This is a genomic window from Sorangium sp. So ce363, assembly GCF_051520435.1.
Classification (GTDB): Bacteria; Myxococcota_A; Polyangia; order Polyangiales; family Polyangiaceae; genus Sorangium; species Sorangium cellulosum_B.
This window is the reverse complement of sequence record NZ_CP150333.1, coordinates 4465991-4488736: the sequence shown is the minus strand read 5'-3', so window position 1 is coordinate 4488736 and position 22746 is coordinate 4465991. Positions and strand designations below refer to the sequence as shown.

The window sequence follows — 22746 nt, the reverse complement described above, 5'->3', positions numbered from 1 at the left end:
GGCACGGTAAAGATCTGGTGCCCCGCGCCGGCGCTGATGGTCACGTGTGTCACCGGGGTGCTGGTGGAGGCGGGCGCCGCGGCGATCGAGGAGGTGCTGTTGCGGCGGGTCGCCGCGGAGGGCCGAGTGCTGGTCTTCAATGACTGGGAGGCGATGACCGATTACGAGCACGTGACGCGCACCCGGCTGACCGCGGCGACGATTTCCGTCCTCCATGCGGTCGAGGGAGGTCACTTCCTGCTCCAATCCAGGGTGGTCATCTTCGGGGTTCAGATCGCGAATACCGCCATCCGGAAGCTGACCGTCCATCCGTCGCGCGCGGTGTTCGAGCGCGCGCTGGAGGACGCGCTCCGCCAGCGTGCGCCGGAGAGCGCGGGGTAGTCCTCGGGGCGGCCCGCACAGCTGGCGCGAAGCTACGATCCGGATTGATCTTTATCTGTCGGCGTCCACGCGCTCCAGCTCGCGCCACCGCGTCGAGCGCTCGCCGCGGGGATCCCCGTTGATTTGGGGCATATTTTTTGGCGGCCCGACGGATCGGTAGTAGGGTGTCCCGCCATTCACAGCCCACGATAAGATTGTCGGCGTATTGAAATCGCTTTGCGCGGACCATGCTCTCGGGAGACCCACGTGAACACCAACATGACAAGTGGCGTGGTCGACGGCGGCGCCGATGCAGCCCTCGTGGATGTCGGAACGTGAACCCGCGTGTCCGATTCACCGCCGGAGGAGATTGTTCATGAGCACCTGGAAGACGCCCAGCGCAACCCTTGTCGTCTCTCTCTCGCTGGCCGGGGTCGCTGCGCCGGCCACGAGCAACGCGCAGCCGGCGGAGCCGGCTCAGCAGGCTGCGCCGGGCGCGGCCGCGCCGCTGCCCGTGGAGGAGCCCCGTCCTGCGCCTCCTCCGCCTCCGGTCGAGCAGAAGAAGGCCGACGACAAGCCTCTCGTGCGTGTCTACGGCATCGTCAAGCCCACGGTCGTCGTGGGGAACGGCCTCGAGTCCTTCGGCAACCCGAACTACTCCGCCCCGACGGCCGCGGTGAATCCGCTGTTCCTCGCCGATCCGGATGCCGTCGGCCTCACCTTTCAGGCGCAGCAGACGCGCTTTGGCGTGGCCGTCGGGGAGGGCACGCCCGTGAAGGGGCAGATCGAGGTCGATTTCGTCGATTTCGGCAAGTCCTCGCCGGCTCAGGGGATGAGCCTCCGCGTGCGTCAGGCGTTCCTGGATTGGTCTCCTGCCGACGGGCACAAGCTCACGCTCGGCCAGACATGGGATCTGTTCTCGCCGCTGAACACGCACACGTACAATCTCGTGGGTGGCCTGTTTCAGTCCGGAAATTCGGGCTTCATGCGCCACCAGCTCGCCTACGTCGGGAACATCGGCAGCGTCGAGGTGGGCGCCGCGCTCGGTCTGGTCAGCCAGAACGTCACGGCCATCCTCAACAACGTCGAGTACTCGCGCACGCCGACCGTCTCGCTGCGCGCGAGCTATCGCGCCGAGAAGACCGCATGGGTGGGCGCCTCGGTGATCGGCACGCGGCTCGCCTTCGACGCGAACCTGCCGACCGAAGAGGGGCGGCTGGCGCTCGGCGGCAACCTGTTCGGCGAGGTCACGAGCGGTTCGCTGAACGTGCGGGCCGAAGCGTACGGCGGGAAGAACCTCGCCAACCTGGGTCTCCTGACGCTCGGCCAGGGCTATCGCACGGACGACGTCGCCGAGGTAGGCGGCTGGGTGTCGGGGAAGGTCACGTTCGACAAGCACTCTTTGCACCTCGTGGCCGGGACCGCGATGGTGCTCAGCACCGACGAGATGCAGCTCGGCTACACGCCCGGAACACCCGCGGCGGGCGGCACGCCGGCCACTGCTCCCGCGCGCGTGGGCGCCAATGGTCCCGGCATCGAGCGCAACGTGACCCTGCGCGCGGGTTATGCCTTCGCGCCCCTGAAGGGGCTCTCGATCGTGCTCGAGCCTTCCCTGTTGCTCACGCGCCACAAGCTCGATCCGGCGGCGGCAGCGCAGCATGACGCCAGCCGCACGGGCTGGGGCGTCGAGGCGGGCGGGCTCTACCAGTTCTGACAGCGCTGACGGTCCCCGCGAGGAGCGCTCAACGTCGCCCGCTCCGCCGGCGCTCTCCCCGGCGCTCGGGCAAAGGTGGAGCGAAGATCTCTGCGAGAAAATCGACGAACACGCGCACCTTCGGCAAGAGGTGCCGGTTCTTCGGGTACAGCGCGTGAATCGGCCAGGTCGTCGTCGGGAACTCGTCGAGCACGGTCACGAGCGTTCCGGCGGCCAGCGCGTCCTTCGCGAGGAAGTCGAACATCGCGATGATCCCGCTCCCGGCGATCGCGAGGTGCCTCAGGACATCCACGTCGTTCGCGTGGAACGGCCCGGAGATGGGCACCTCGAGCACGGCGTCGCCGTCTCCGGTCAGGAAGCGGAACCCTGAGGGCCGCCCGTCGCGCAGGTACCCGACGCAGTCGTGATGCGCGAGATCGGCCGGCGTCGCGGGCGCGCCGCGCCGCGCGACGTACGACGGCGCCGCGCAGTGGACGAGGCGGCTCGCGCCGAGCCGGCGCGCGACCAGGCTCGAGTCGCCGAGCGGGCCGATGCGCACGAGCAGGTCGAGCCCCTCGGCCACGGGGTCGACGTGCTGATCGCGCAGCGTCAGGTTGATCCGGACGTCGGGGTAGCGCGCCGCGAAGCGCGGCAGGCTCGGCGCGATCACGTCCCGTCCGAGCGCCACCGGCGCGTCGACGCGCAGGAGCCCCACCGGCTGCTTGCTCGCGCGCGCGATCGCCTCGGTCGCCTCCCCGAGCTCCTCGACGATGCGGACGCAGCGCGCGTAGAAGGCCTGCCCGTCGTCCGTCAGGCGGAGCGACCGCGTCGTGCGCGCCAGCAGCGCCACGCCGAGCTCCTGCTCGAGGCGCATCACGCGCCGGCTCACCGCGGACGGCGTGACGCCGAGCCGGCGCGCGGCGCGCGAGAAGCTACCGGTCTCGACGGTGGCGACGAGCAGCTCGATCGCGGCGAGCGAGATCATGATCTGTGCTGAAATAGCACAGGTGACGTTCCCTCGCGCGGACTACCGCGCCCGGAGGAACGGATCTACGGATCGGGTGTCCAGGGAAGATTGGAGGACACGCCATGAAGACTGTCATCATTCGGAAGAACGCCTCGGAGTCGGACGCGTGGACGCTCGCCGAGCGCCCCGCACCCACGCCCGGTCCGGGGCAGGTGGTCGTGCGCGTCCGCGCCGCGTCGATCAACTACCGTGACCTCATGGTCGTGCGCGGGCTGTACGGCGGGGAGCGCAAGGACGGGCTCGTCCCGCTCAGCGACGCGGCGGGCGAGGTGGTGGCGATCGGAGCGGGCGTGCGGCGCTGGAAGGAGGGAGATCGCGTGATCTCGACGTTCTTCCCGACGTGGGATTCGGGGCCGTTCCGCAGGGAGTACCGCGCCACGACGCTCGGTGCGGGCGGGAACGACGGGGTGCTCGCGGAGCTGGTGGTGTTCGGGGAGGACGCGATCGTCCGCGCGCCGGCGCACCTCGGGTTCAACGAGGCGGCGACGCTGACGTGCGCCGGGGTGACGGCGTGGACGGCGCTGTTCGAGTCGGGGCCGCGGCCGGCGCCGGGGGCGACGGTGCTTGTCCAGGGGACCGGCGGAGTGTCGCTGTTCGCCGCGCAGCTGGCGCGCGCGGCGGGGCTGCGCGTGATCGCCACATCGTCCAGCGCGGCGAAGATCGAGCGGCTGCGCGCGCTCGGCGTGACCGACGCGATCGACTACCGGAAGCAGCCGGAGTGGCACGAGGAGGTGCTGCGGCTGACGGGCGGCGAAGGGGTGGACCGGGTGATCGAGGTGGGCGGCGCGGGGACGCTGCCGCGATCGATGCAGGCGGTGAAGACGGGGGGCGTGGTGAGCCTGATCGGGCTGCTCAGCGGGGTTGGGAGCCAGATCGATCCGATGCCGATCCTGTTCCGCGCGATCCGCGTCGAGGGGAGCGTGGTCGGGTCGCGGCAGGCGACCGTGGAGCTCGGGGCGGCGCTCGAGCTGCACGGGATCCGGCCGGTGGTTGATGAGGTCTTTCCGATCGAGCGGGCGAACGAGGCGCTCGCGAAGCTCGCTGCGGGGAAGCACTTCGGGAAGGTGGTGATCGGGATCGACTGAGCGAAGCGGCGGTGAGGGGCCTGTCATCGAGCCCAAGCGCGGCACGGCGCCGCGCTCGATCAGGCGCCGGAGACGACGGGCTGACAGCGACGCGTCCGGAGCTGCGCGATGTGGCGTGCTCGACGGCGTTCCCCGCGAGAGCGGTTGTGGCGGCCAGGCCCGCCACCGCCGCTGGCGCCTACGCTCGGACGGCTCGACCTCCCATAGCGAGAATGAGCTTCGCCAGATCGAGGTCCGGTGGCTCCCCGGGCGTCAGCCGCCAGGCCCCGATGCCGAACCGCTCGCGGAACTCGCTCGCGAACCAAGGCTGACATTCGGGATCGATGGCTGGGACGAGGAGCAGCCCGCCGCGGCATCGACCGCCAAACGTCTCCCACCTCAGCGCGTCACGATAAATGTGGAGCGAGGCGAAGGAATCCGCGAGCGCCTGACGACGTACCCGGTACTTGGCGTCCAAACAAATCCACGAATGCGGCTCATCTGGTGACTCGAACGAGAGCACGATGTCGGGTCGGCGCTCGCCGGAGATGCTATATCGGTCCGAGGTCCCCCGGGCGAGGTATCCGGGGAAGGTCATATTGTACCGGAGTTCGAGCCGCGCCCCGTCGTTCGGACGCCTCGCGGTGAACGCGGCCCCCGTCCCGAAGCCGGCGAGCAGATCGTTCTCCCGCCGCTGCTTCCAGGTCCACGTCCACCCGTCGAGGATCCCGGCGAGCGCCCGCTGGACGGCGAGCAGTGTCCACAGCTCGTAAAGCTCGAAGCTCGGGCGCACCGGGGCTTCACCGCCGGCCAGCGACTCGCGCAGGCGGAATCGCGGCGACAGGAAGGGCCGAGCCAGCGCGTGGGCGCGGGCGTAGACAGGATCGTCCTGCACCGCAAGGAGCGCGGCCTCGGTGGCGGGCATGGGCGTCAGAGACCCGAGAAACGTCCGTCGCAGCGTGGTTGACAGCTCGTCCGCCGCGCCTGCGGCCGCGCGAGCTCGTGCACGGCACCATTGCGCGGTGTCCGGCTGCAGGCGTCGTTTCACCGCGGCGTCGCCGAGCACGACGCTGAGATCGCCGAGCACGCGAGCGACCCGCCCGACGAGCCAGGCAACGTAGCGGTTCACCGGGTGATCGACGGTCTCGTGCGTTATGTCCTGCGGCACGTACGGGTCCTGCTCGCCGGCGCGAGCAGCCAACCAGGGATCCACCGCACGTGCAGCCGCCGGATGCTTCGCCAACCAGTGGAGCGTCTCCCGATCCGCGCGACGCACGCCTCGCAACGGGACGTCCTCGCGCGTGGATGCCGCGAGCTCCCGCGGCGCCGCGGCGATGGCCTGAACGGCCCGGACGAGCGCCGGCACCAGTGGCAGCAGCGCTGTGGCTAATACAGTCGCCGTGGTGCCCTCCGACTGGACGGCGCCGACGCCGCCACCCTCGAGGCCGATGGCCAGGCCCGGCGACCACGCCTCCAGGTCCGCGAGGAGCGCGAGCCATGCCCCGTCGGAGAGCTTCTCATCGCGCGGGGCCACCTGGACGGCGACCTCCGTCTCCTGGGCGTCGTGCGCCACCTTGAGCACCGCCGAGCCGACCCAGTGGCCCACCTCGAGCGTGAACGACCCGCGCTCCTGGCTCCATGGCAGCTCCAGCGGTCCGAGCCACGCCCGCGGCGCGCCGGCACCAGGAGGCGCGTCGACGTGGTAGGTCCTCGCCTCTTCGAGGTGCAGGACGCCGTCGACGATGTGCTGGTCCAGGCCGTCTGCGTCGCGGACTTGAAGGCTCATGCCCAGAACCGGGTCACGCCCGTGCGCTTGAGCAGATCCATCATCGTCGCGAGCTTGGCCTCGCACATGGTGAGGCCGCGGCGCTTGCAGATCCCCTGGAGGGTCTCGAGCGCGCCCTTGAACGCCGGCGTGTCCTCGCCGCGCAGGCGCGGCAGCACCTTCGAGAACACGGCCTGGTCGAGGAACGTCTCCTGCGCCGCGCCGCCCAGCTCCGGGACGGCGCGCATGAACGCGAGCACCTCGCCGGCCGTGCGGTAGCCGAAGTGACGACGGACCGCGCGCATGGCGCCGTGCAGCTCGAGCAGCGCCGCCTCCACGTCCTGGAGCCGCTTGCCCGGGCTCCTGGCCGCGGCGCGCTCGAAGAAGCGCTCGAGATCCACGTCCCAGAACTCGAGCGTGAAGGCCCGGTCCAGCACCTTGTCGCTGAACGGATGGGTCGTCTCGTCCATGTTGACGGTGCCCGCGATGTAGAGGTTCGCCGGCCAGGGGACGCGCGGCGGAACGTCGTTGACCTCGGCGCCATTGGCGTGGAGCACGAGATCCTTGCCCGTCTCCATGGCCGAGAGGAACGGCGCGAAATAGCGCTCGACGCGGGCGAGGTTCATCTCGTCGAGGACGAGGAAATAGGGGCGCCCCGGGTCGGCGGCGGCGCGCAGGACGAGGCGGAGCGCCGGCTCGGCCTGGAAGGTCGGATTGGCGTGCAGTGCGTTGAAGTAGCCGAGCAGCCCCGAGGGATCCCGCCAGTCGGGCGAGACGGGCACGATCTCCCGGTGCTCGGAGACGGAGAGCCTCATCAGCTCGCAGACTGCGCGCGAATAACACAGGGTGACGGCGGTCTTGCCGGTGCCCGAGAGGCCGGAGAGGAGCACGAAGCGCTTGCGTGGATTGCTGCGCCAGGCGGCGTGGAGGCTGGCGAGCTGGCGGTCTTCGAAGACGAAGTCGGCGATCTCCGGATCGGACTTGAAGTGCGTGAGGATCGCGTCAAAGGCGGGATACGGGATCTCCTTCGCCACGACGGCAGTCGTGCCCCCGGGGGGGTTGGTATCGATGATCTCCCCGGCCGGAGGCTTCGGGAGCTCCTTCGGAAGCCGGGCGGCCCGGGCAGCGCCATACTCCGTCAGCTGGAGGCCGCCGTCTTGGTCGCGCTTGAGCAGGCCGAGATAGAGGCTCCAGTTCCGGAGATCGTTGGGAACCCCCGCGGTGGTCCAGGCGGGATAGATCTTCTGCAGAGCGTCGACAACGGCCGCGTCGGTCGCCCCTCGATGCTCGTCGACGTACCGGAGGAGATGGGCGAAGCCGAAGACGCGCTCGATGAGGCGGTCGATGAGGATGTCCGGCTGCTCGCTGCCCAACAGCTCGTCGCCCTCCTTCGTGGCGTAGAGCAGACCGTCGCGCTGCTCGATGAACCCGAGCCCCTTGGCGCGGATGATGAGCTGGCGCAGCGTCGGCGCCGGGACTTTGTCGAAGCTTCCGCTCGCCTGGAGCACCCCCACGAGGTCGTCTTGCGAGAGCCCCGGGAGCGCCGCTTGCACCACGGCGCGGTACGCGCCGGCGAAGTTGCGCACCGCGAGATAGCCCACGTACTGCTTGGCGAAGGGCCAGACCAGGAGCGGAGGCAGCTTGTCGTCGGGCGGGGGCATCGCTCCTCCGCCGTCGGCAGGCTCGTCGCTTTTCCACGGCGGCATCCGCCCAGCCGAGAGCCGCTCGTAGTTCTCGTGGAGCCACCAGCAGAAGGTCGAGCGCTGCACGTGCTCGGCCAGGGTCTTCTCCTCCCCGAGCACGGCCCGGAGCCGCGCGCGCATCTTCACCTGGGCAACGATCGGGGGATCGTTCGCGTCCCCCAGGAGGAGCTTCGCTATATTCCGGACGGCATCGTAGCTGAGCACGCAGCTCAGCTCGGCTGGCACGAGCGCTCCGACCAGCCGCTGGAGCTTGGCGTGCGGCCTGGGCTTGACCTCGCGCGCCACGGCCATGCCGAGGATGCGCTCGTACTCGCCCTGGATCTCCGCGGCTCGGACGGCGACGTCGGACGAAAAGGCGCGCCTACGCAGGCCGACGATGGCGTCCACAAACTCGGGGTCGGCGAGGAGCGCGTCGATGTTGATGGCGTCGCCGTAGCCGGCGGGGGTGATCGCGCGGGCGTTCCAGAGCTTCTTTTGCGCGGCTTCGGTCCGCAGCTCCGACTCAGGGAGGTCGCGCGCCCAGCGCAGGACGTCGAGGTAGTCTCTTTGCCACTTCGCCCACCCGGCAGGTGGGGTGAAGCCCTTCCAGACGGCGGTGAGCTGTTCGTCGGTCAGCATGATGATGCGCGGCGATGGTAGCGGACCGTGGAAAGGTCACGCAAGATCCCGGACGTGTCCGAGACGCTGGCGCTTGCCGAGATGGATCACGCCCCCAGCCGCCACCTGTCGAGCGGAAGGAGCAGCTTCTCCTTGATGGCACCCTCGTCCCCGAGCGCGGCGAGATTCAGATCGAAGTAACGATACGCGTATTCATCTCCGCCGACCCTGACCTTGTGCTCGGCCCCATTCTTCCTGTTGGCAGAGCGCGAGAGCTGGCTCCAGGCGGAGCTCCAATCGGGCTTCTTGGCTCGTGTGCGGTGCAAGCCGATCCGGAGCTCGGAGGCCGCCATCTCGGCGGGCTTGAGGCTGGCAGGGTCAGGTTCGCCGTCGCGGGAGTCATCGTATCCCGTATCCGCGATGGCATGGATGTGGACCTTGCAATGAGCTCCGTTGCCAGATGCCTGCCAGACGCACTCGACCTGGTAGGCCGGCGTCAGGTCCCATGCCCAGTGTTCAGGCCGGAAGAACGGCTTCGTCGACTGGGGGAGCCTCGCGACGTTGATGGGAGCCCATCGTTCGAATTCGAAGCCCCGCTCGGCTAGAAATTCGTCTGTCAGTTGCAGCAGATCGCACAGCCGCCGATGGTAGGCGTGCAGGAGCCTGTACGCGCGACGCACATCGGCGAGCGCCCCAGCCAGATCGACGTTCTTCTCGCTCACCGGATCCTCCACCGCTGGATCATGCACACCGAGCCTTCGCTCCCGAGTCGCTCTGTGACCGTTGGCAACGACGAGAACCAGGTTTTCCTACGGTACCCCCACGCTTCGAGCGCCGCAGCCATGTCGCGCAGGATCGCCGCTTGCGGTGATGCGCGCGTCGAGGCCTCGATCGGATAGAGCGCCTCGCGCAGATCCTCCCATCGGATGGTGAGCACCCCGGCGACATCGCTCGCGACCTCGCGCCGGACACGAGCAAGGTAGGCATGCCCCTCCTGCATCACGAGCCCTCCCACCGCGATGAGCCATAGCTGCTTGTTTGAGTGCGCGGGAGTCGCCCGCGCCGCGCGAATCTGCTCCACCCACTGTGCCGGGTCCTGGAATCCTCGATGCTTGGCCTCGATCAGGAGCAGCGTGTCGCCCCACGAGACGAGCACATCGGGCTCGACCCGCACCTTGTTCCGCCCTCCATCGCCTGGCCGAAGGCTGGGCCAGAACGACCACGAGGGCACCCCCACGGGAGGGATCGCGGGCATCGCCGCACCATCGCCCAGGGGCTCGCTCGCGCCACGCAGGATGGCCCACGCGAGCTCGGCCGGCAGGTACTCCAGCCGCTCGAACACCATCGACGTGAGCGGATCCTCGAGCTCCGTCGGCCCGTCCGCGGCCGTCTCCTGGGTGCTTCCCTCCTCCAGCGAGCCTCCGTCGCTTTCCTCGTCGACGCCGACCGCCACCCGGCCGAGCTTCCCGTGCAGGAGCGCCTTCAGCATGAACGACGAGGCTACAGTCGTGCTGCGCCGGCTGTCATCCGTGACAGCGTGCTCGCCACCTACGCCGTGCCGTCGCACGTGCCTCGTGGTCGTCGCCGAGCACGCGCTCCTCCGGCGCGCTTAGGCTAGAGCGGACGAGCTACGACGCCGAGACCCCCGTCCGTCCCGCCAGCGCGGCGCTACCTCGTCGAGCTCCTCACCGCGGCGGTCGCGCACACCGACGAGGGCGAGCAGCGGATCATGCAGTTCCACGGCGGCATGGGCGACGACGCCCGCGACGAGGTGCAGCGGGCGTTCAACAGGGCGCCCGACGAGCCCCCCGTGCGCATCTTGGTCGACATGAAGGGTCGCGACGCTTCCATCCAACCGCGCGAGCTCCCTCCTCGGCCCCACCTAAGGCCCGAGCACGTCGAGGAGGCGACCGAGATCCGGACAGCGGCTCAGAACCTCGGCGCGTCGAGCCGGGCCTGGCCTGATCCGAACGCGCAGGAGATCCTCGTCGTCGCGCCCCTTCTTGTAGCGCCGCTCGGAGATGATCTGGAATACCCGGTCCAGACACTCCGCCGGCTTGCGGTACTGGACTGCGAACTCCTCGGCGCCGAGCGTCGCCGGAGGAGGGACACACCTGTCCAGCAGCTCTTGAACCTGTTCGCGGCGACCTTCGGCGTGCTCGAGGAGGGCGTCGGGGCACGCGACGAGCAGACTCTCCTTGTTCCAGCGGATACAGCGCACGTACAACCTCGACGACTTCTCCTCCGAGAGCGCAGATTCTCGCACGAGGTGGTCTTTCCATGACGCCTCGATGGCGATCACCCATTGGTGCAGCGCCGCGCCGTCCCCTCCGGCGGGCGCTGGCCGCGCGCCCGGAACGAGGTTTTGCGGCCTGTCGGCGTCCGCGAGGCAAACGACGCGATCGGGCGGGAGCTTCGTCTGCTTGAGCGGCGTCCGCAGGAGCCTGGGCGCCTCGTTCACGAAGTTGCCGGTGCCGCGGACGGGTCTCCCCTCCACGATCATCTCGGGAAGACCACGGTCTCTGCGCATGGCCTTGACGAGCAGGTGCAGCTCTTCGTGGTAGTCGTCCTCGTAGGCGATGACGATCGATCTCACGACACGGACGTCCCGTCTTGAGGAGGCGACTCCAGCATGCCTCGGGCACGCAGCTCCGACAGCGAATATTCCTTGAGCCAGGCGTCGAGCAGCTCGCCGTCGAGCGTCTCCACGGTGACGCCGGCGTCGCTCGAAAAGCGCGTGATGCCGAGCGACGCGGCGGGGTCCTCCAGGTGATCGAGCAGGCGGTCGGCGTGCGTGGCCGCCAGGATCGGGGTCTTCTCCGCGCGCGACTCCATCACCTTCACGAGCCGCCGCATCGCCCTGGGATGGAGGCTCCGCTCCGGCTCATCGAACGCGATCAGCGCGGGGCTGTCCGGCGCGTGCAGCGCGGCGAGCGTCGCCAGGTAGACGCGCATGCCTTCGCTCATGTCGTCGAGGTAGAGGGTCGCCCCCGAGCGCTTGTCACGCCACGTCAGGGTGATCACGCCTCGGCCGGGCCCGGGAGGGAATCGCATCTCCTCGCACCAGGGAAAGACGGCCTGCAGGTCGGCGAGCAGCGCGCTCCACGTGTCAGGGTATTCCTGCGAGAGGGTGTGGAGCGCGTTGAGGAGATCGCGCCCAGACCGCTTGATGCGGCGCGTCCGCTCCACGGGCCGCGCGTTGATGGGCTCGTGCGCGCCCTCCGAGCCGTCGGGGGCGGCGCCGAGGGCGAACGACGGATAGAAGGCGATGCTTTGCAGTGCCTCCTTGACGTGCATCGGCGTCGGGTAACGCACCTCGTCCGAGATAGCCGCGAGGCTGGAGTTCGTGAGCATCGCGCTGTCCGACTCCACCGGGGCCACGACATCATTCTTTCTTGTCTGGACGTTGGCCGCCCAGGACGCGGCGCCGCCCTTCAGCGCGATGAACGGACGCTGGTCGAAGCCGCTCTTGTAAACCCGGACTTCTTCGTCGAGGACGGTAGGGCTCGCCCGGACGCTCCCGAAGCGGATCATGTATTCGACCGGCGCCCTCTCCCGCTGAAAGACGGGCGAGCGCTCCGAGAAGCGGGCGAGCAGCTCGATCTCGGTGCTCGTCCCGGCCCACGCGACAGCGGCCCATCCGCCCCGATCGAGGATCGCCCGCCCGGCCCGCCCGCCCGCGGCCGCGCAGATCATCGCGACTCCATCCAGGATGGAGCTCTTGCCGCTGGCGTTCTCGCCGATGAGCACCAGCGGTTTGCCTGGAGGCAGCGAGATCTCCACGTCCTTGAGCGCACGGAAGCCTTGGATGCGGATCTTCTCGAGCATGGCGGCGCTCGCCGTCTATCGCGCGGATACGGTTCGTCGTCCAGCTCTCATGCACGCCGAAGCCACCGGGACGGGCCCAAGACTCCCACACGCTGCGCAGCGGCCGATCGCTCGGAGCGCCGCCGGACGATCCGTTCGCCGCGTTCGACGAGGCGCCGAGCGCCTCGCAGGACGGGGCGGCGAGCGACCGCAGGTCGCGGGCCTCCTCGGAGACCCCCCCGCGCAGGCGGCTGCCTCCGGCGCGAAGAAGCCGTGGTTCGCGCTCCTGTGGGACCTCACGGAGACCGGCGCCAGCATCGACCTCGAAACGCGACAAACGTGTGGACGCTGACTACGCCGCCAGCCACCGCACCGTCCCCGCGACGTCGAGCAGAAAGTTCTCGACGACCTCCAACGCGAATCTCTCGGGGAGGCAGTCCTGGAACTTCGATAGCCGGTAGCCCGGCAACCTGGCGAGCACGGCCTGGCGCAACTCGGGTGCGTCCCAGAAGGCCGATGACGACATCCTGCCGATCGTCCCACGAACGCTCTCGTGACCGATCCCGTCACCCTCGATGCGAAGCTGAAAGTTGTCGGCAACGACCTTCCAACCTTCCGCGACCTCGAACCCGTACTTGAGCGTGTGATTCACACGGCCTCCCGCGAAGGTCCACCAGCGGGCGACGCTGCCGTCGATCTGCACCGCGTGGCCCGCTCGCCGGAGCAGATCGCCCAGATCTCCTCGCTTCTCCTCGATGTGCTTCATCCCGCGCTCGTCGACGTACGGGTAGCGAACGGCCTCCGTGAGCACCCGCTTCATCCTCTGGCACAGCTCGAACCCGAGGAGCTGCGGGATGAACCCGCCCCAGCTCGGCTTCACGCCGGCCGGAGCTTCGCGAACGACGACGACGCGATCGCCGTGGCTCACGCGCTCGACGGTCCACGCACGGCCGCCGAGCAGGAACGAGCTCATCTGTTCCACGAGCCGATCCACGAAGTCCTGTTCGAGCGATCCGAGGTCACGCCCCGCACCCGTCACGACACGGTAGAGCACCGGCGACGAGAACACGGCGTACAGCTCCATGAAGTTCTTCTTGCCGTACGCCCGTTCGGCCTTCTGTCCCATGGACAGCAGGCCTCCCGCCTCGAAGAGGAAATCCTGCTCCTTCATGTGCCCGACGATCTCGTCGAACTCGGTCCGCGTGATCGACCGGAAATCGGGGGTCTTCTCGAGCTGCTCCCAGCAGCGCTCGGCGCTGATTGCGCCATATTGGAGCGTCATGGCGAGGAGTTGGTGAACCAGCACCGGCCAGCACCGCTCGTGCTTGGCTACCCGTTCGACCCAGCCTTCCCGGGCCAGCTCGATCAGCGCGACCGCCTGGAGCACGGCCTCGGGATCCTCGCAGAGGAACGTCGTGTTCGCGACGGTGCCCGCCCGGCGGCCCGTTCGCCCCATGCGCTGCATGAACGATGAGACAGAGCTCGGGGCGTTGGCCTGGAACACGAGGTCGAGGTCGCCGACGTCGATGCCCAGCTCGAGGGTGGACGTGCAGACGATGCAGGCGTTCGTCCCGTGCGCGAACCGCTCCTCTGCGGCCCTGCGTTCCTCCAGCGACACGGAGCTGTGGTGAACGAACACATCGATGGACCGCCCGCGCATCCGCTCGGCGACGCTCTCCGTGAGCGACCTCGACGGGCAGAAGAAGAGGCTCTTCTTCCCGGAAGCGCGAGCCGCAGCCTCCACGGCCAGGCCCGCAACGCTGTCGTGCAGGCCGACGAAGAGGTCCCGCTTGGCCGGGATCTTCGGCGGATCGACGACGACGCCATCGCGCTTGGACGAGCCCGCAAGCCACGCGAGGATCTCCGTGGGGTTACCCACCGTCGCAGACAGCCCTACGCGCTGGACGTCGTTCTGGCTCGACGGAGCGAGCCTCTCGATGACAGAAATCAGGTGGGCGCCTCGATCGGTCCCTGCGAGCGCGTGGATCTCATCGATGATCACGAGGCGGAGCTCTTTGAACAGCCGCTGCACCGGCGACTTCGGCGAGACGAGCATCACCTCCAAAGACTCCGGCGTCGTCATGAGGATCTCCGCCGGCTCCTTGATGAACCGCCGCTTCGCCTGATCGGTGACGTCGCCATGCCAGACGAAGCGTCGGAGCCCGACCATCTCGGCGTACGTGCCCAGGCGCTCCTCCTGGTTGTTGAGGAGCGCCTTGATCGGAGCGATGTAGATGACACCCACGCCCTCGGGCTCGCGCTCGACGAGGCTCGCGAGCGCCGGGAATATCGCGGCCTCCGTCTTTCCACCGGCCGTCGGCGCGAGCACCACGGCGTTCTTCCCGTCGAGGATCGCCTCGCCCGCCATTTCCTGGACGGGCCGCAGGCTGGTCCAGCCCAGGCGGGACACGATGGCCTGCTGGAGGCGGGCCGGGAAGCGCGCGAAGGCCGTCATGTGCGCCCGCGGTCCGCGCGCCGCCCTCCCGGCGCGTGCCGCGTGCAGGACAGTTGAACCGCGTCGCGAACCTCCTGGCTCCGCATCGCGTCCTCTCCCCCTCCGATCAGAACTCCACCGATGCCACCGGATAGCCCTTCTCGTCGTCGGGCTCCGGCTGGTATTCGTAAGGTCTCTTTCCCTCCGACGCGCGCTGCTCCTCGACGGTGGGCTGCGGCTCGGGGAGCGATGCGTCGGGGTTCTCCGCCACGGTGTCGAAAAGGTTCACGAGCCGGCGGAGGAACTGACGCGGAACGACGCCGACGTCTCCGCCGAAGCCCCGGCTCACCTCGTCGACAAGCGACTCGATCCGCTCCGGCGTCACTTTCTGAGCGACGATGTTCGGGTCGCTCATCGTGTAGAGCTGCTGGAGCCGGAGGCCGACGTCCTTCAGGCGGCCCTTGTCGAAGGGCTTCAGCTCCAGCTGCGGCTGCCGCATCGTGACGAGCCCGCCCTCGTTCAGGAACTGGATGCGATCGTGGAGCGGTTGCAGCCCCGCGACGCCCCGGCGCGCGTCGAAGAACTCGGGCGTGCCGGTGAAGATCCAGAGCAGCCCCTTGAAGCGGTCGGCCGCGTCAATGATTTGGCGAATGCCGTTCAGTGACTTGCCGCGCACGTCCTGGCGCATCCGCAGGATCGTCTCCGCCTCGTCGATGACGATGACCAGGCCGTTGTACCCGGCCGCTTTGACCATCTCCAGGACCCCCTGGAGGTACGCCATCGCGTCCTTGCTCGAGATGTCGCCCTTGATGCCGGCCGCCTTCTTCTCGGACGCGCTGACATTCTCGCTCCCGGAAAGCCACGACAGGAGCGCCCCTGCCTCGCGCACCTTACCCGCCTGCTTCAGCTTGAAGACCTCGCGCAGCACGCGCCCGAAATCCTCGGGGGCCTTGCCGCCGGTCATCGAGGTGATGTCCTCCTCGATCCGCTTCTGGACCTTCTGATCGAAGTCGGGGGCGTTCTCGTCGGCCCCCCCGCTGATGAGCGCAGCTTCGACCGTGGCGATCCAGCGGTCGATGATGTCGCCCAGGGCGCCCCGCGGGCACGAGCTGGTCCCGAGCTCCTGGACGACCTTCCGGTACACGTCGTCAAACTTGTGAAAGTGCAGGTCGTTGTCCGAGACCACGACGAAGCTCGTGGCGAATCCCCTCGCCTGCGCGTCGAGCAACGCAAGCCGGGCCATGAAGGTCTTGCCGCAGCCGTAGCCGCCGCGCAGGAACTTGAAGACGCCCTCGCGCGCCTTGGCCAGGTCGAGCAGCCGGACGATCTCCGCCCGCTGCTTCTCGATGCCGACGGCGAACGCCTCCAGGCCGCGCTCCGGGACGACGCCGGAGCGGAGGCGCTCGAAGATGTGCTCGCGGTCTCGTTGGCTCGTCATCGGTCACCCTCTCGCACGTAGCGCTTGCCGCCCTCCCCGGGCTCGATCCGCACCTTGAAGGGGAGCTTAGGCAAGTGGGTCTCGAACTCCAGCGAGAACCTCCGGAAGGCGCGTGCCGATCCGAGGAGAGTCGTCACCTCCGGCTCCGTTATCACGCCGTGCTTCTCGATGTGCACGAAGACCTTGCGGATGCCCTCGTCGGCGATCGTGCTGGCCCACCCCTCCGGCGCGGGCGGCGGGATCGTGGGCGGCTTCGTCCCGCGGGAGGTGCCGCTCACCGCGTACCACCGGTCGGGCGTTGCGCCGTGGACCTTCTCGGTGCTGTCCGGGTGGTAAACCTCGACGCGGACGCGCTCGTCGGCGGGGCCTTCGAGGCCGAAGAACACCTCCGTCCAGGCCTCGCCGACGGTCACCTGCAAGCGCCCGGGCCTGAGCGACGACGGCCCTGCCACGTCCTTGATGATCACGCGGATTTGAGGGCGGTCGGGGACCCGGAGCGCCAGATCGACAGCGCGCGCCGCGGCGAACCCGAGGCTCGTCGTCGTCTGCCGGGCGAAGCCGATCCGCAGGCGCAGCCGGTGGAGCCCCACCACGTCGTCCTGGGGCTCGACCTCGACCGCGTACTCCGCGTAGCCGCCCTGCTCGGCGCGCTTCCTCGTCACCGTGAGCACCGGGATCACCCGCTCCTGCGGGCTGTTCCCGCCGTGGACGAACGAGGCGCCCGCGTTGCCCGTCGCGAAGACGGCCGTGTCGTCCCGGAAGAGCAGGTAGCCCGAGAGCCCCTCGTACCCGAGCGACGACACGGACACGTTGACCATTCCGGCCTCGGCGCGCGGGTGCTCGTCGAGCACGTGCCTCCGCTGCGGATCGCTCTTCTTGCCGAACGGTCGGACCTCCGTCGTCTCGTCCTGGAGGAGAAAGCCGTGATCCGCCGTGAAGACGCAGCTCTTCACGCCCGCCAGCTGAAGATGGTGCCAGGCAGCCTTGATCTGCCGGAGCGTCGACTCGAACGTGGGGAGCCCGACGTTTGCTTCGCCCGCGTCGTCGATCTCCTGGGAGTGGACCACGATGAGCTGGTGCGCCTTCACGAGCTTCGTGAGGTCCGCCGTGCTGTCCTCGCAGACCTTGGCGAGCGTCCGGCGGAGGGCGGGCTTCCCCGCGCTCCGCATCCCCATCGCGCGCGCGCGATCCTCCGGATTGCGCACCGTGAACTCGCCCGTCTTGAAGCCCTCGAAGCGTCCGGCGACGGTGAGCCGGTCGCCTTGTGCTACCGGCGCGAGGACGTTCATCCCCACGGCGGTGATCGTCGGCAGCTCGGCCAGCCGGGGTTTCAGGTCCACGACGGTGCCGGCGCCCATCAGCTCCTCGACCAGCTCGGTCGCCATCTCGTAGCGGAAGGCGTCGATGACGAAGACCGCGACCTTCTCGCTCGCGAGCGTCAGAGGGTGGACGACCTGCTCGAAGAGGCTCCGCTGCCGCAGGTCGGCGGACGGCAGGAAGCCGTGCTCCTTGCAGAGGGCGGCGAAGTCCTTCGCGAGCTGGTCGGCCCAGGCGCGGTGGGCTCGCCGGAGCTCGGTGGCCACCTCGCGGAGGGCGCCGTAGTGAGGCAGGCGCGAGTCCAGCAGAGCGAGCCGACGCTGCTCGAACCGCCGGTGGGCTCGGTCGACCTCGAAGGCGGACGCGGCGTACCGCTCGACGGCCTCATCGAGGCTGCGGGCGCCCTCGAACGGCCTCGGGTGGCGCGCGAGCGTCTCCCCGAACTCGGCGGCCTCGGCCACGAGGCTCCACGCCCACCGCCGGAGCTGGTCGCGCTGGAGCCAGAACGACCGCTCCCCCTGGCGCACCTCGCACCAGGCCTTCGCCTTCGACCACGCGCCGGCGCGGAGCGCGTCGACAGCGCCCGTGAGGACGCGGTTCTCCTCCTCCTGGAACGTGTCGATCTGCCCGAGGTCGTCCGGGGTCATCGCCGCGAGCTCCTCGGCGAGGAAGCCTTCGACCTCATCGGCCATCCGGGCGTAGGCATCCGCGCTGTCCTTGCGGAGCTGCGCCGCGAGGTCGCCGCACGCCTTCACGAGCGGGGCCGACAGGCTCCGGAGGCGTCGCAGGTGCTCGTCGTGGGCGGGGCGCCGGAGGTCGTTGACGTACTCGACCGTGAGCACCCAGCCGACGAGCTGGTGGAGCAGCCGGTCGAGCTCCCTGGCCTCTCGCTCGCCCGCGTAGAAGGCCTCCCAGGCCTCGTCCATCCCGGTGAGCTTGTGGATGTAGCTCCGGAGGATCGCCATCTCCTCGGGGCCCGACACGCGGGGCGCGAGCGCGCCGGGCTGCGCGAGGGCTTCCGCGAGCATCCGGGGGCCGAACTCGTCGAGAGCGGCGGCCAGACCGAAGGTGCTCTGCGAGACGGCAGAGGTGAGCCAGGCGTCGGCCTCCTCGAGCGTGGGCTGCTTCGCGACGAGCTTCTCGACCTCGGCGGGGGCGAGGCGCGCGGCGGCGGCCTCGCGGATCAAGGTGTCGAGCGCCTTCCGGAACCGGACGCCCGGCTCGTACAGCTCCAGGACGGGCGTCTTGCGGATCGTGTCCTCGTTGAAGCCCGGCATGTGGATGAGGAGCGGCTGCTTGTCGAGCCCGCTCCCGAAGTGCTCCAGGTGGAAGAGCAGGTCGAGGAAGCTGCCGCGGAAGCCGACCACGGGGAACGGGAACTCGCCCCTGGCTTGCTTCGCCGCGAGGTCGTCCACGAGGCGCGTGTAGTGGGCGTCCTTGTCGAGCCACACGACGATGCCCTGGCGGCGGAGCTCGCCGAGGACCTCTTGCTCGATGGCGGCGGAGACCGGGCCACGCCCGGTCGTGGAGGGGTCGCGTGGCTCAGTCATCGGGCTCCTCCGGGGCGTTCTCGTCCTGCTCGAACAGCGGACCGGCGCCGCCGTCGTCGTCTGCTGCGGCCGCGTTCTTCCTTTCGCGGCGCTTCAGCTCCTTGGCCAGGATTTCGCGCGCCTCGCGGTCGTGCTCAGCGAGGAATTTGGCACGCGCCTTGTTGGATCCGGGCTCGTCGATGGTCAATTCGGGGCGGATCTCGTCCTGGAGGCGGAGCTCCCAGGCGAAGGCCTTCGCAGGGTGCAGCTCCCAGAAGCACTTGTGGGCGACGGCGAGGGAGGGGTCGTCGTGGCACTTCTTGCGCACGCGCGCCGGGAAGTAGCGGGCCGCGAGGTGGGACCAGTCGTAGTCCTTCTTCCCCTGGGCGGTCGCCAGCTCCTTCCACCACTTCTTCGGGTCCTTCCACTGCGGCTCCAGGAGCGGCCACAGGGCGGCGCTGTTCACCATCACGCCGTCGTCGAGATCCATGACGTGGCGGGCGTCGACCTCGCGCTTCGGTGTCTTGTCGTCCGGGGGCGGCGGGCCTTTCTCCGCGATCTCGGTGACCTTGGCGATGAAGTCGTTCAGCTCTTCGAGGAGCTTCTGCACCTCGGTGAAACGCCGCTCGGCCTTGGCCTTGTTGGTTCCGGAGGCACGGGCGGTGCGGAGGTCGTCTAGCTCGCCTTCGAGGCGACGCTTCGTCGACACCAGGTGATCGGCGAGGAGGATGTTGAGGGTGTCATCGGCCCAGCGGTGGATCGAGATGAAGGCGACGAAGCTCTTCTTCGACGAGGAGAGCGGGAAGTAGATCGGGCGGTTTTCGTAGGTTTTTCGGTGGTATTCGAAAAACGACTTGCGGAAGTAGGTCCGGAGGTCGTCACCGTCGCCCACCGCAGCTCCGTGATCCTTCCAGACCGGGCCGATTGGCCCGCAGAGGGCTTGGTCGATGCTGTCGCCTCCCTCAGATGAGACGAAGAGGATTCCACTCGGGAGCGAACCTGCAAGGCCTACGTCGAGGATGCCTTCGCCATTCGCTCCAAAGCGACCGAGGGCAACGCCGACCGCGAATGAGACGAAGCTCTCCGGTGTCGGAGCATCGTACATTGGCTCGTATGGTGGAAGCGGCGACCCCTCGGCTCGATCGACAGCGTTCTGAGCCCACGCCTGCGCGTACCTCCAAGGGCTGCGACCAGGGCGGCGGAACTCAACGGAAGGTTCGCGATGCGACTCGTGCTCGGAAAAGGCCAAGTCCATCTGTTCAAGAATTCCTTGCGAAGCCTCCACGGAGCGAACGGGCACCCGCTTAACATCCTCAAGCTGAAAATCGATCCCAGGCGCCAGAGCTCGAAGCAACTCCCGTGTACTAGAAGAATTAAGCAAACAGAGAACATCCGAAACATTATCAGGAAACGCCGATGTACCCTTATCACCAAACACGCTTCTAAACCGATGCACACGAGCCGCAAATACTGCACCAGTATCCGTAAACGCAATACCCGGCCGAAAGTAAAAGGCCGCTCCGCGACCAAATCGACTTCTCGCAAAAGTACCAATCTCAATACCTTCGCCGTACCAATTAACCACAAATTCAAGCGGCTCGAACCAAGCGCGACCTGCTGCCCCCTTGATAAACGGCACCCACCGACGCTGCATCCCCCGGGCGATTGGTGGCGCATTGACACGAATCAACCATAGCGTCGCAAACGCTGTCTCCCAGGGCCGTCTCAAGAAGCGAGGATCGTTACGCGTGCCAACGCCTTCTCTCGTTGGGGATCTGTCGCGCAGCTTCGGCAGGTCAGCATATTCGCCTATTTCCGCCTCGCTCCACCAGTAAACGATCGGCTCGCCCTCGATAACGTCGAAGCTTCGCGGATTGAACTCATAGCGCCCAACATGAACCAGAACAGCCGCCCGCTTGCGGTTCGTTCGCTGACGATCGTAGGAGATGTCGTCGAGTGGGGTCGGCTGCATCGCGACGCTTGGGATCCCTGGATGGGGCGCCCGGCGGAATACGGGGACGCAGACGGCCAGCACTTCGTTTGGCACCTCGTCGAAAGCACCTCGATCGAAATCGCCGATGGCTCTGAGATCGTTCGTCTTCAGGAGATGCTTGCGAAGCTCGCCAAACTGCCCAAGGAACATCCATCCCCGCATGGAAAGGAGTGCCGACGCTCCCCCTGGCCGTGTGAGCTCCAACCCTCGCTCCAGAAACGCAGCGTAGAGGTCCGCCTTGCTCTTCGGGTACGTCGCCACGACATACCCGAACGAGTTGGTCTTCGAGAGCCCCTGGTACGGCGGATTTCCCGCCACGATATCGTAGGTGCTCTCCTTGGCCATCCTTACAAACCGAACCCCGGCCGCGAGCTGCTCACCGTCGAGGCGAAGCCCGAGATCCCCCGACTTCGAGTGCTTCGCGAGGAATTGTTCCAGCTTCTCGAGGATTGTCGCCTTCGCTGCCCCGACGGACAGCTTCACTTGCTGCGCCGGGAACCCGCGGAACAAGTCGCCCTGGCCGTGGGTACGCTCGAACTCCAGTTCGACGTTCTTGATGGCCTCCTCGACGGCGGTGTCGACCTTGAGCAGCGAGCCGAGGTAGTCGACCCCCGCGAGCGATGTGAGAAGCCTTGTGGTCAGCTCCTCGGGGATCCCCACCTCGCGCTTCAAATCCCTCCGCAGCGCCACGATCGCGGGATCGTCGGCCGGCAGATTTGCCAGCTGAAGGACCGGTGCGACAAGGTTGACCCTCGTCGGCCTGGCCGTCTTCGCCAGCGACCTCGCCTTGAGGTACAGCCCCGCCGCCGCGATCTGGACCGCCCGGGGATCGATGTCGATGCCATGAAGGTTCTTCTCCAGGATCGACTCCGCGATCTCGCGGTCCGTCACCGTCGTCCCGAGATGCCGTGCCTCCTCGCGGTAGAGCGCAGCGAGCAGGTCGAACGCGATCACGAGGAAGTGCCCGCTTCCGCAGGCGGGGTCGAGGATCTTGATCGCCCGGACCGACTCCGGCGCTTTCTCGACCGCATCGTCGGGGATCGGCTGCCGCACGTAGTATTTCCAGTGCTCCTCCAGCTCCCCCTCGATGGGCATCAGCGCATCCAGCGCCACCTCCCCGGCCTCGCGCTTCTTCCGCCACTCGGCCCTGCGGTCGTCGAGCACCGGCAGGACGCGCTCGGCATCCGCCGTCCACCCGTGCTTCTTGCACATCGCCAGCCACGTCAGTCCGAGGCTGTTCTGCAGCAGCCACTCGACCATGTAGCGCTCGGTGAACATCTGCGTCTTCGACGCGATCTCGTGCGGCTCGATCTTCCCCCCGCCGTTGATCTTCGCGTCGAGCGCCTCCCGGTCCGGGTCGTTCCAGTACTGGTAGACCCACCCGAGCGTCGTGTCGTCGGTCCACGCCGAGACGAGCCCCGGCGCGTCGAGCCGCTCGATCACGTCCCGCAGCGTCGCCGCCGGGATCGGGAACAGCCGCGTCAACCCCACATCGCCGAACACGCCGGGCAGGTCGACCGCCAGCTCATCGAACACGAGCTCCAGCAGCGTCCCATACCCCTCCGTCGCGTCCGTCGTCCCGTCGGCGCAGAGCGTGGGCGCGAACTCGCGGAACTCGCGGTATCCCTTGCTGTTCCACCCCCCGGTAACGACACCTGGCCTGGAGAGCCCGAGGGCCTCCAGATGGCGCAGCAGGACGAGCCGGTTGACGACGGTCGCCGCCGCCTCCTTCTCGGCCTGGGCGAGCAGGCGCTCCTTCGTCGCCTTCAGCTCGGCCTTGTTCTTCGGCTTCGTGGCCCGCGCGCGCTCGTCGATCCACGCCTCGATGCGCTCCCGGCGCTTCCGGTGGACCTCGTCGAGGCCGGCGTCGCCGAGGGGCACCGACAGCCGGTAGCGCCGGTCGGCCTCGTCGTGGATGGCGCGGAGGAGCCGCGCGCGGATGCCCTTCTCGGGGTCCTGCGCCGTCCCTCGGATCGTCTCTGCGAGGAGCTTCTTGGCTTCGGGGGTGAGCGGCATGGT

The 22746-nt window shown here is 68.3% G+C and carries 14 protein-coding genes; 3 read left to right on the top strand and 11 right to left on the bottom strand.

Going from position 1 to position 22746, the window contains the following annotated elements:
* The first annotated feature begins 36 nt into the window (after window positions 1–36).
* Window positions 37–381 carry a hypothetical protein gene (locus WMF12_RS17070; RefSeq protein WP_437872594.1) on the top strand — a complete coding sequence of 115 codons (345 nt, stop codon included), beginning with the start codon at window positions 37–39 and terminating at the stop codon, window positions 379–381.
* 355 nt (window positions 382–736) lie between these two features.
* Window positions 737–2074: a hypothetical protein gene (locus WMF12_RS17065; protein ID WP_437872592.1), complete on the top strand. Its 1338-nt coding sequence runs from the start codon at window positions 737–739 to the stop codon at window positions 2072–2074.
* A 28-nt stretch (window positions 2075–2102) separates the two neighbouring features.
* On the opposite strand, the gene WMF12_RS17060 is transcribed toward WMF12_RS17065, so the two are convergent.
* Window positions 2103–3038 (bottom strand): LysR family transcriptional regulator, encoded by a 936-nt coding sequence (locus WMF12_RS17060; RefSeq protein ID WP_437872590.1) that lies wholly within the window; start codon window positions 3036–3038, stop codon window positions 2103–2105.
* Window positions 3039–3142: 104 nt separating this feature from the next.
* Here WMF12_RS17060 and WMF12_RS17055 point away from each other — a divergent pair, with 104 nt between their 5' ends.
* Window positions 3143–4165, top strand: a complete 1023-nt coding sequence (locus tag WMF12_RS17055; protein WP_437872589.1) for a zinc-dependent alcohol dehydrogenase family protein — start codon at window positions 3143–3145, stop codon at window positions 4163–4165.
* Window positions 4166–4343: 178 nt separating this feature from the next.
* Here the strand turns inward: WMF12_RS17055 and WMF12_RS17050 are convergent, their stop codons facing one another.
* The 10 genes from WMF12_RS17050 to pglX form a co-directional block, all read right to left on the bottom strand.
* Complete coding sequence (locus tag WMF12_RS17050; protein ID WP_437872588.1) at window positions 4344–5930, bottom strand: DUF2357 domain-containing protein; 1587 nt, start codon at window positions 5928–5930, stop codon at window positions 4344–4346.
* Complete coding sequence (locus WMF12_RS17045; RefSeq protein ID WP_437872587.1) at window positions 5927–8230, bottom strand: McrB family protein; 2304 nt, start codon at window positions 8228–8230, stop codon at window positions 5927–5929. Before WMF12_RS17045 ends, WMF12_RS17050 begins: the two co-directional genes overlap by 4 nt.
* An 86-nt stretch (window positions 8231–8316) precedes the next feature.
* Entirely contained in the window at window positions 8317–8931 is a 615-nt protein-coding gene (locus tag WMF12_RS17040) for a hypothetical protein (RefSeq protein WP_437872586.1), read from the bottom strand.
* The gene (locus tag WMF12_RS17035) at window positions 8928–9698 is read right to left on the bottom strand and encodes a hypothetical protein (RefSeq protein WP_437872585.1); all 771 of its coding nucleotides are present in this window, start codon (window positions 9696–9698) and stop codon (window positions 8928–8930) included. Before WMF12_RS17035 ends, WMF12_RS17040 begins: the two co-directional genes overlap by 4 nt.
* A gap of 393 nt (window positions 9699–10091) precedes the next feature.
* Window positions 10092–10805, bottom strand: a complete 714-nt coding sequence (locus WMF12_RS17030; RefSeq protein ID WP_437872584.1) for a hypothetical protein — start codon at window positions 10803–10805, stop codon at window positions 10092–10094.
* On the bottom strand, window positions 10802–12037 hold the full coding sequence (locus tag WMF12_RS17025) for an AAA family ATPase (protein WP_437872583.1): 1236 nt from the start codon (window positions 12035–12037) through the stop codon (window positions 10802–10804). The genes WMF12_RS17030 and WMF12_RS17025 overlap by 4 nt, the downstream gene beginning before the upstream one ends.
* A gap of 331 nt (window positions 12038–12368) precedes the next feature.
* A complete protein-coding gene (locus WMF12_RS17020; RefSeq protein ID WP_437872582.1) occupies window positions 12369–14471 on the bottom strand; it encodes a DEAD/DEAH box helicase in 2103 nt (700 codons plus the stop codon).
* Between the two features lie 106 nt (window positions 14472–14577).
* Entirely contained in the window at window positions 14578–15888 is a 1311-nt protein-coding gene (brxD, locus tag WMF12_RS17015) for a BREX system ATP-binding protein BrxD (protein WP_437872581.1), read from the bottom strand.
* Entirely contained in the window at window positions 15885–18755 is a 2871-nt protein-coding gene (gene pglZ, locus WMF12_RS17010; protein ID WP_437872580.1) for a BREX-6 system phosphatase PglZ, read from the bottom strand. Before pglZ ends, brxD begins: the two co-directional genes overlap by 4 nt.
* A complete protein-coding gene (pglX, locus tag WMF12_RS17005) occupies window positions 18748–22743 on the bottom strand; it encodes a BREX-6 system adenine-specific DNA-methyltransferase PglX (protein ID WP_437872579.1) in 3996 nt (1331 codons plus the stop codon). The genes pglZ and pglX overlap by 8 nt, the downstream gene beginning before the upstream one ends.
* Between the last annotated feature and the right edge of the window lie 3 nt (window positions 22744–22746).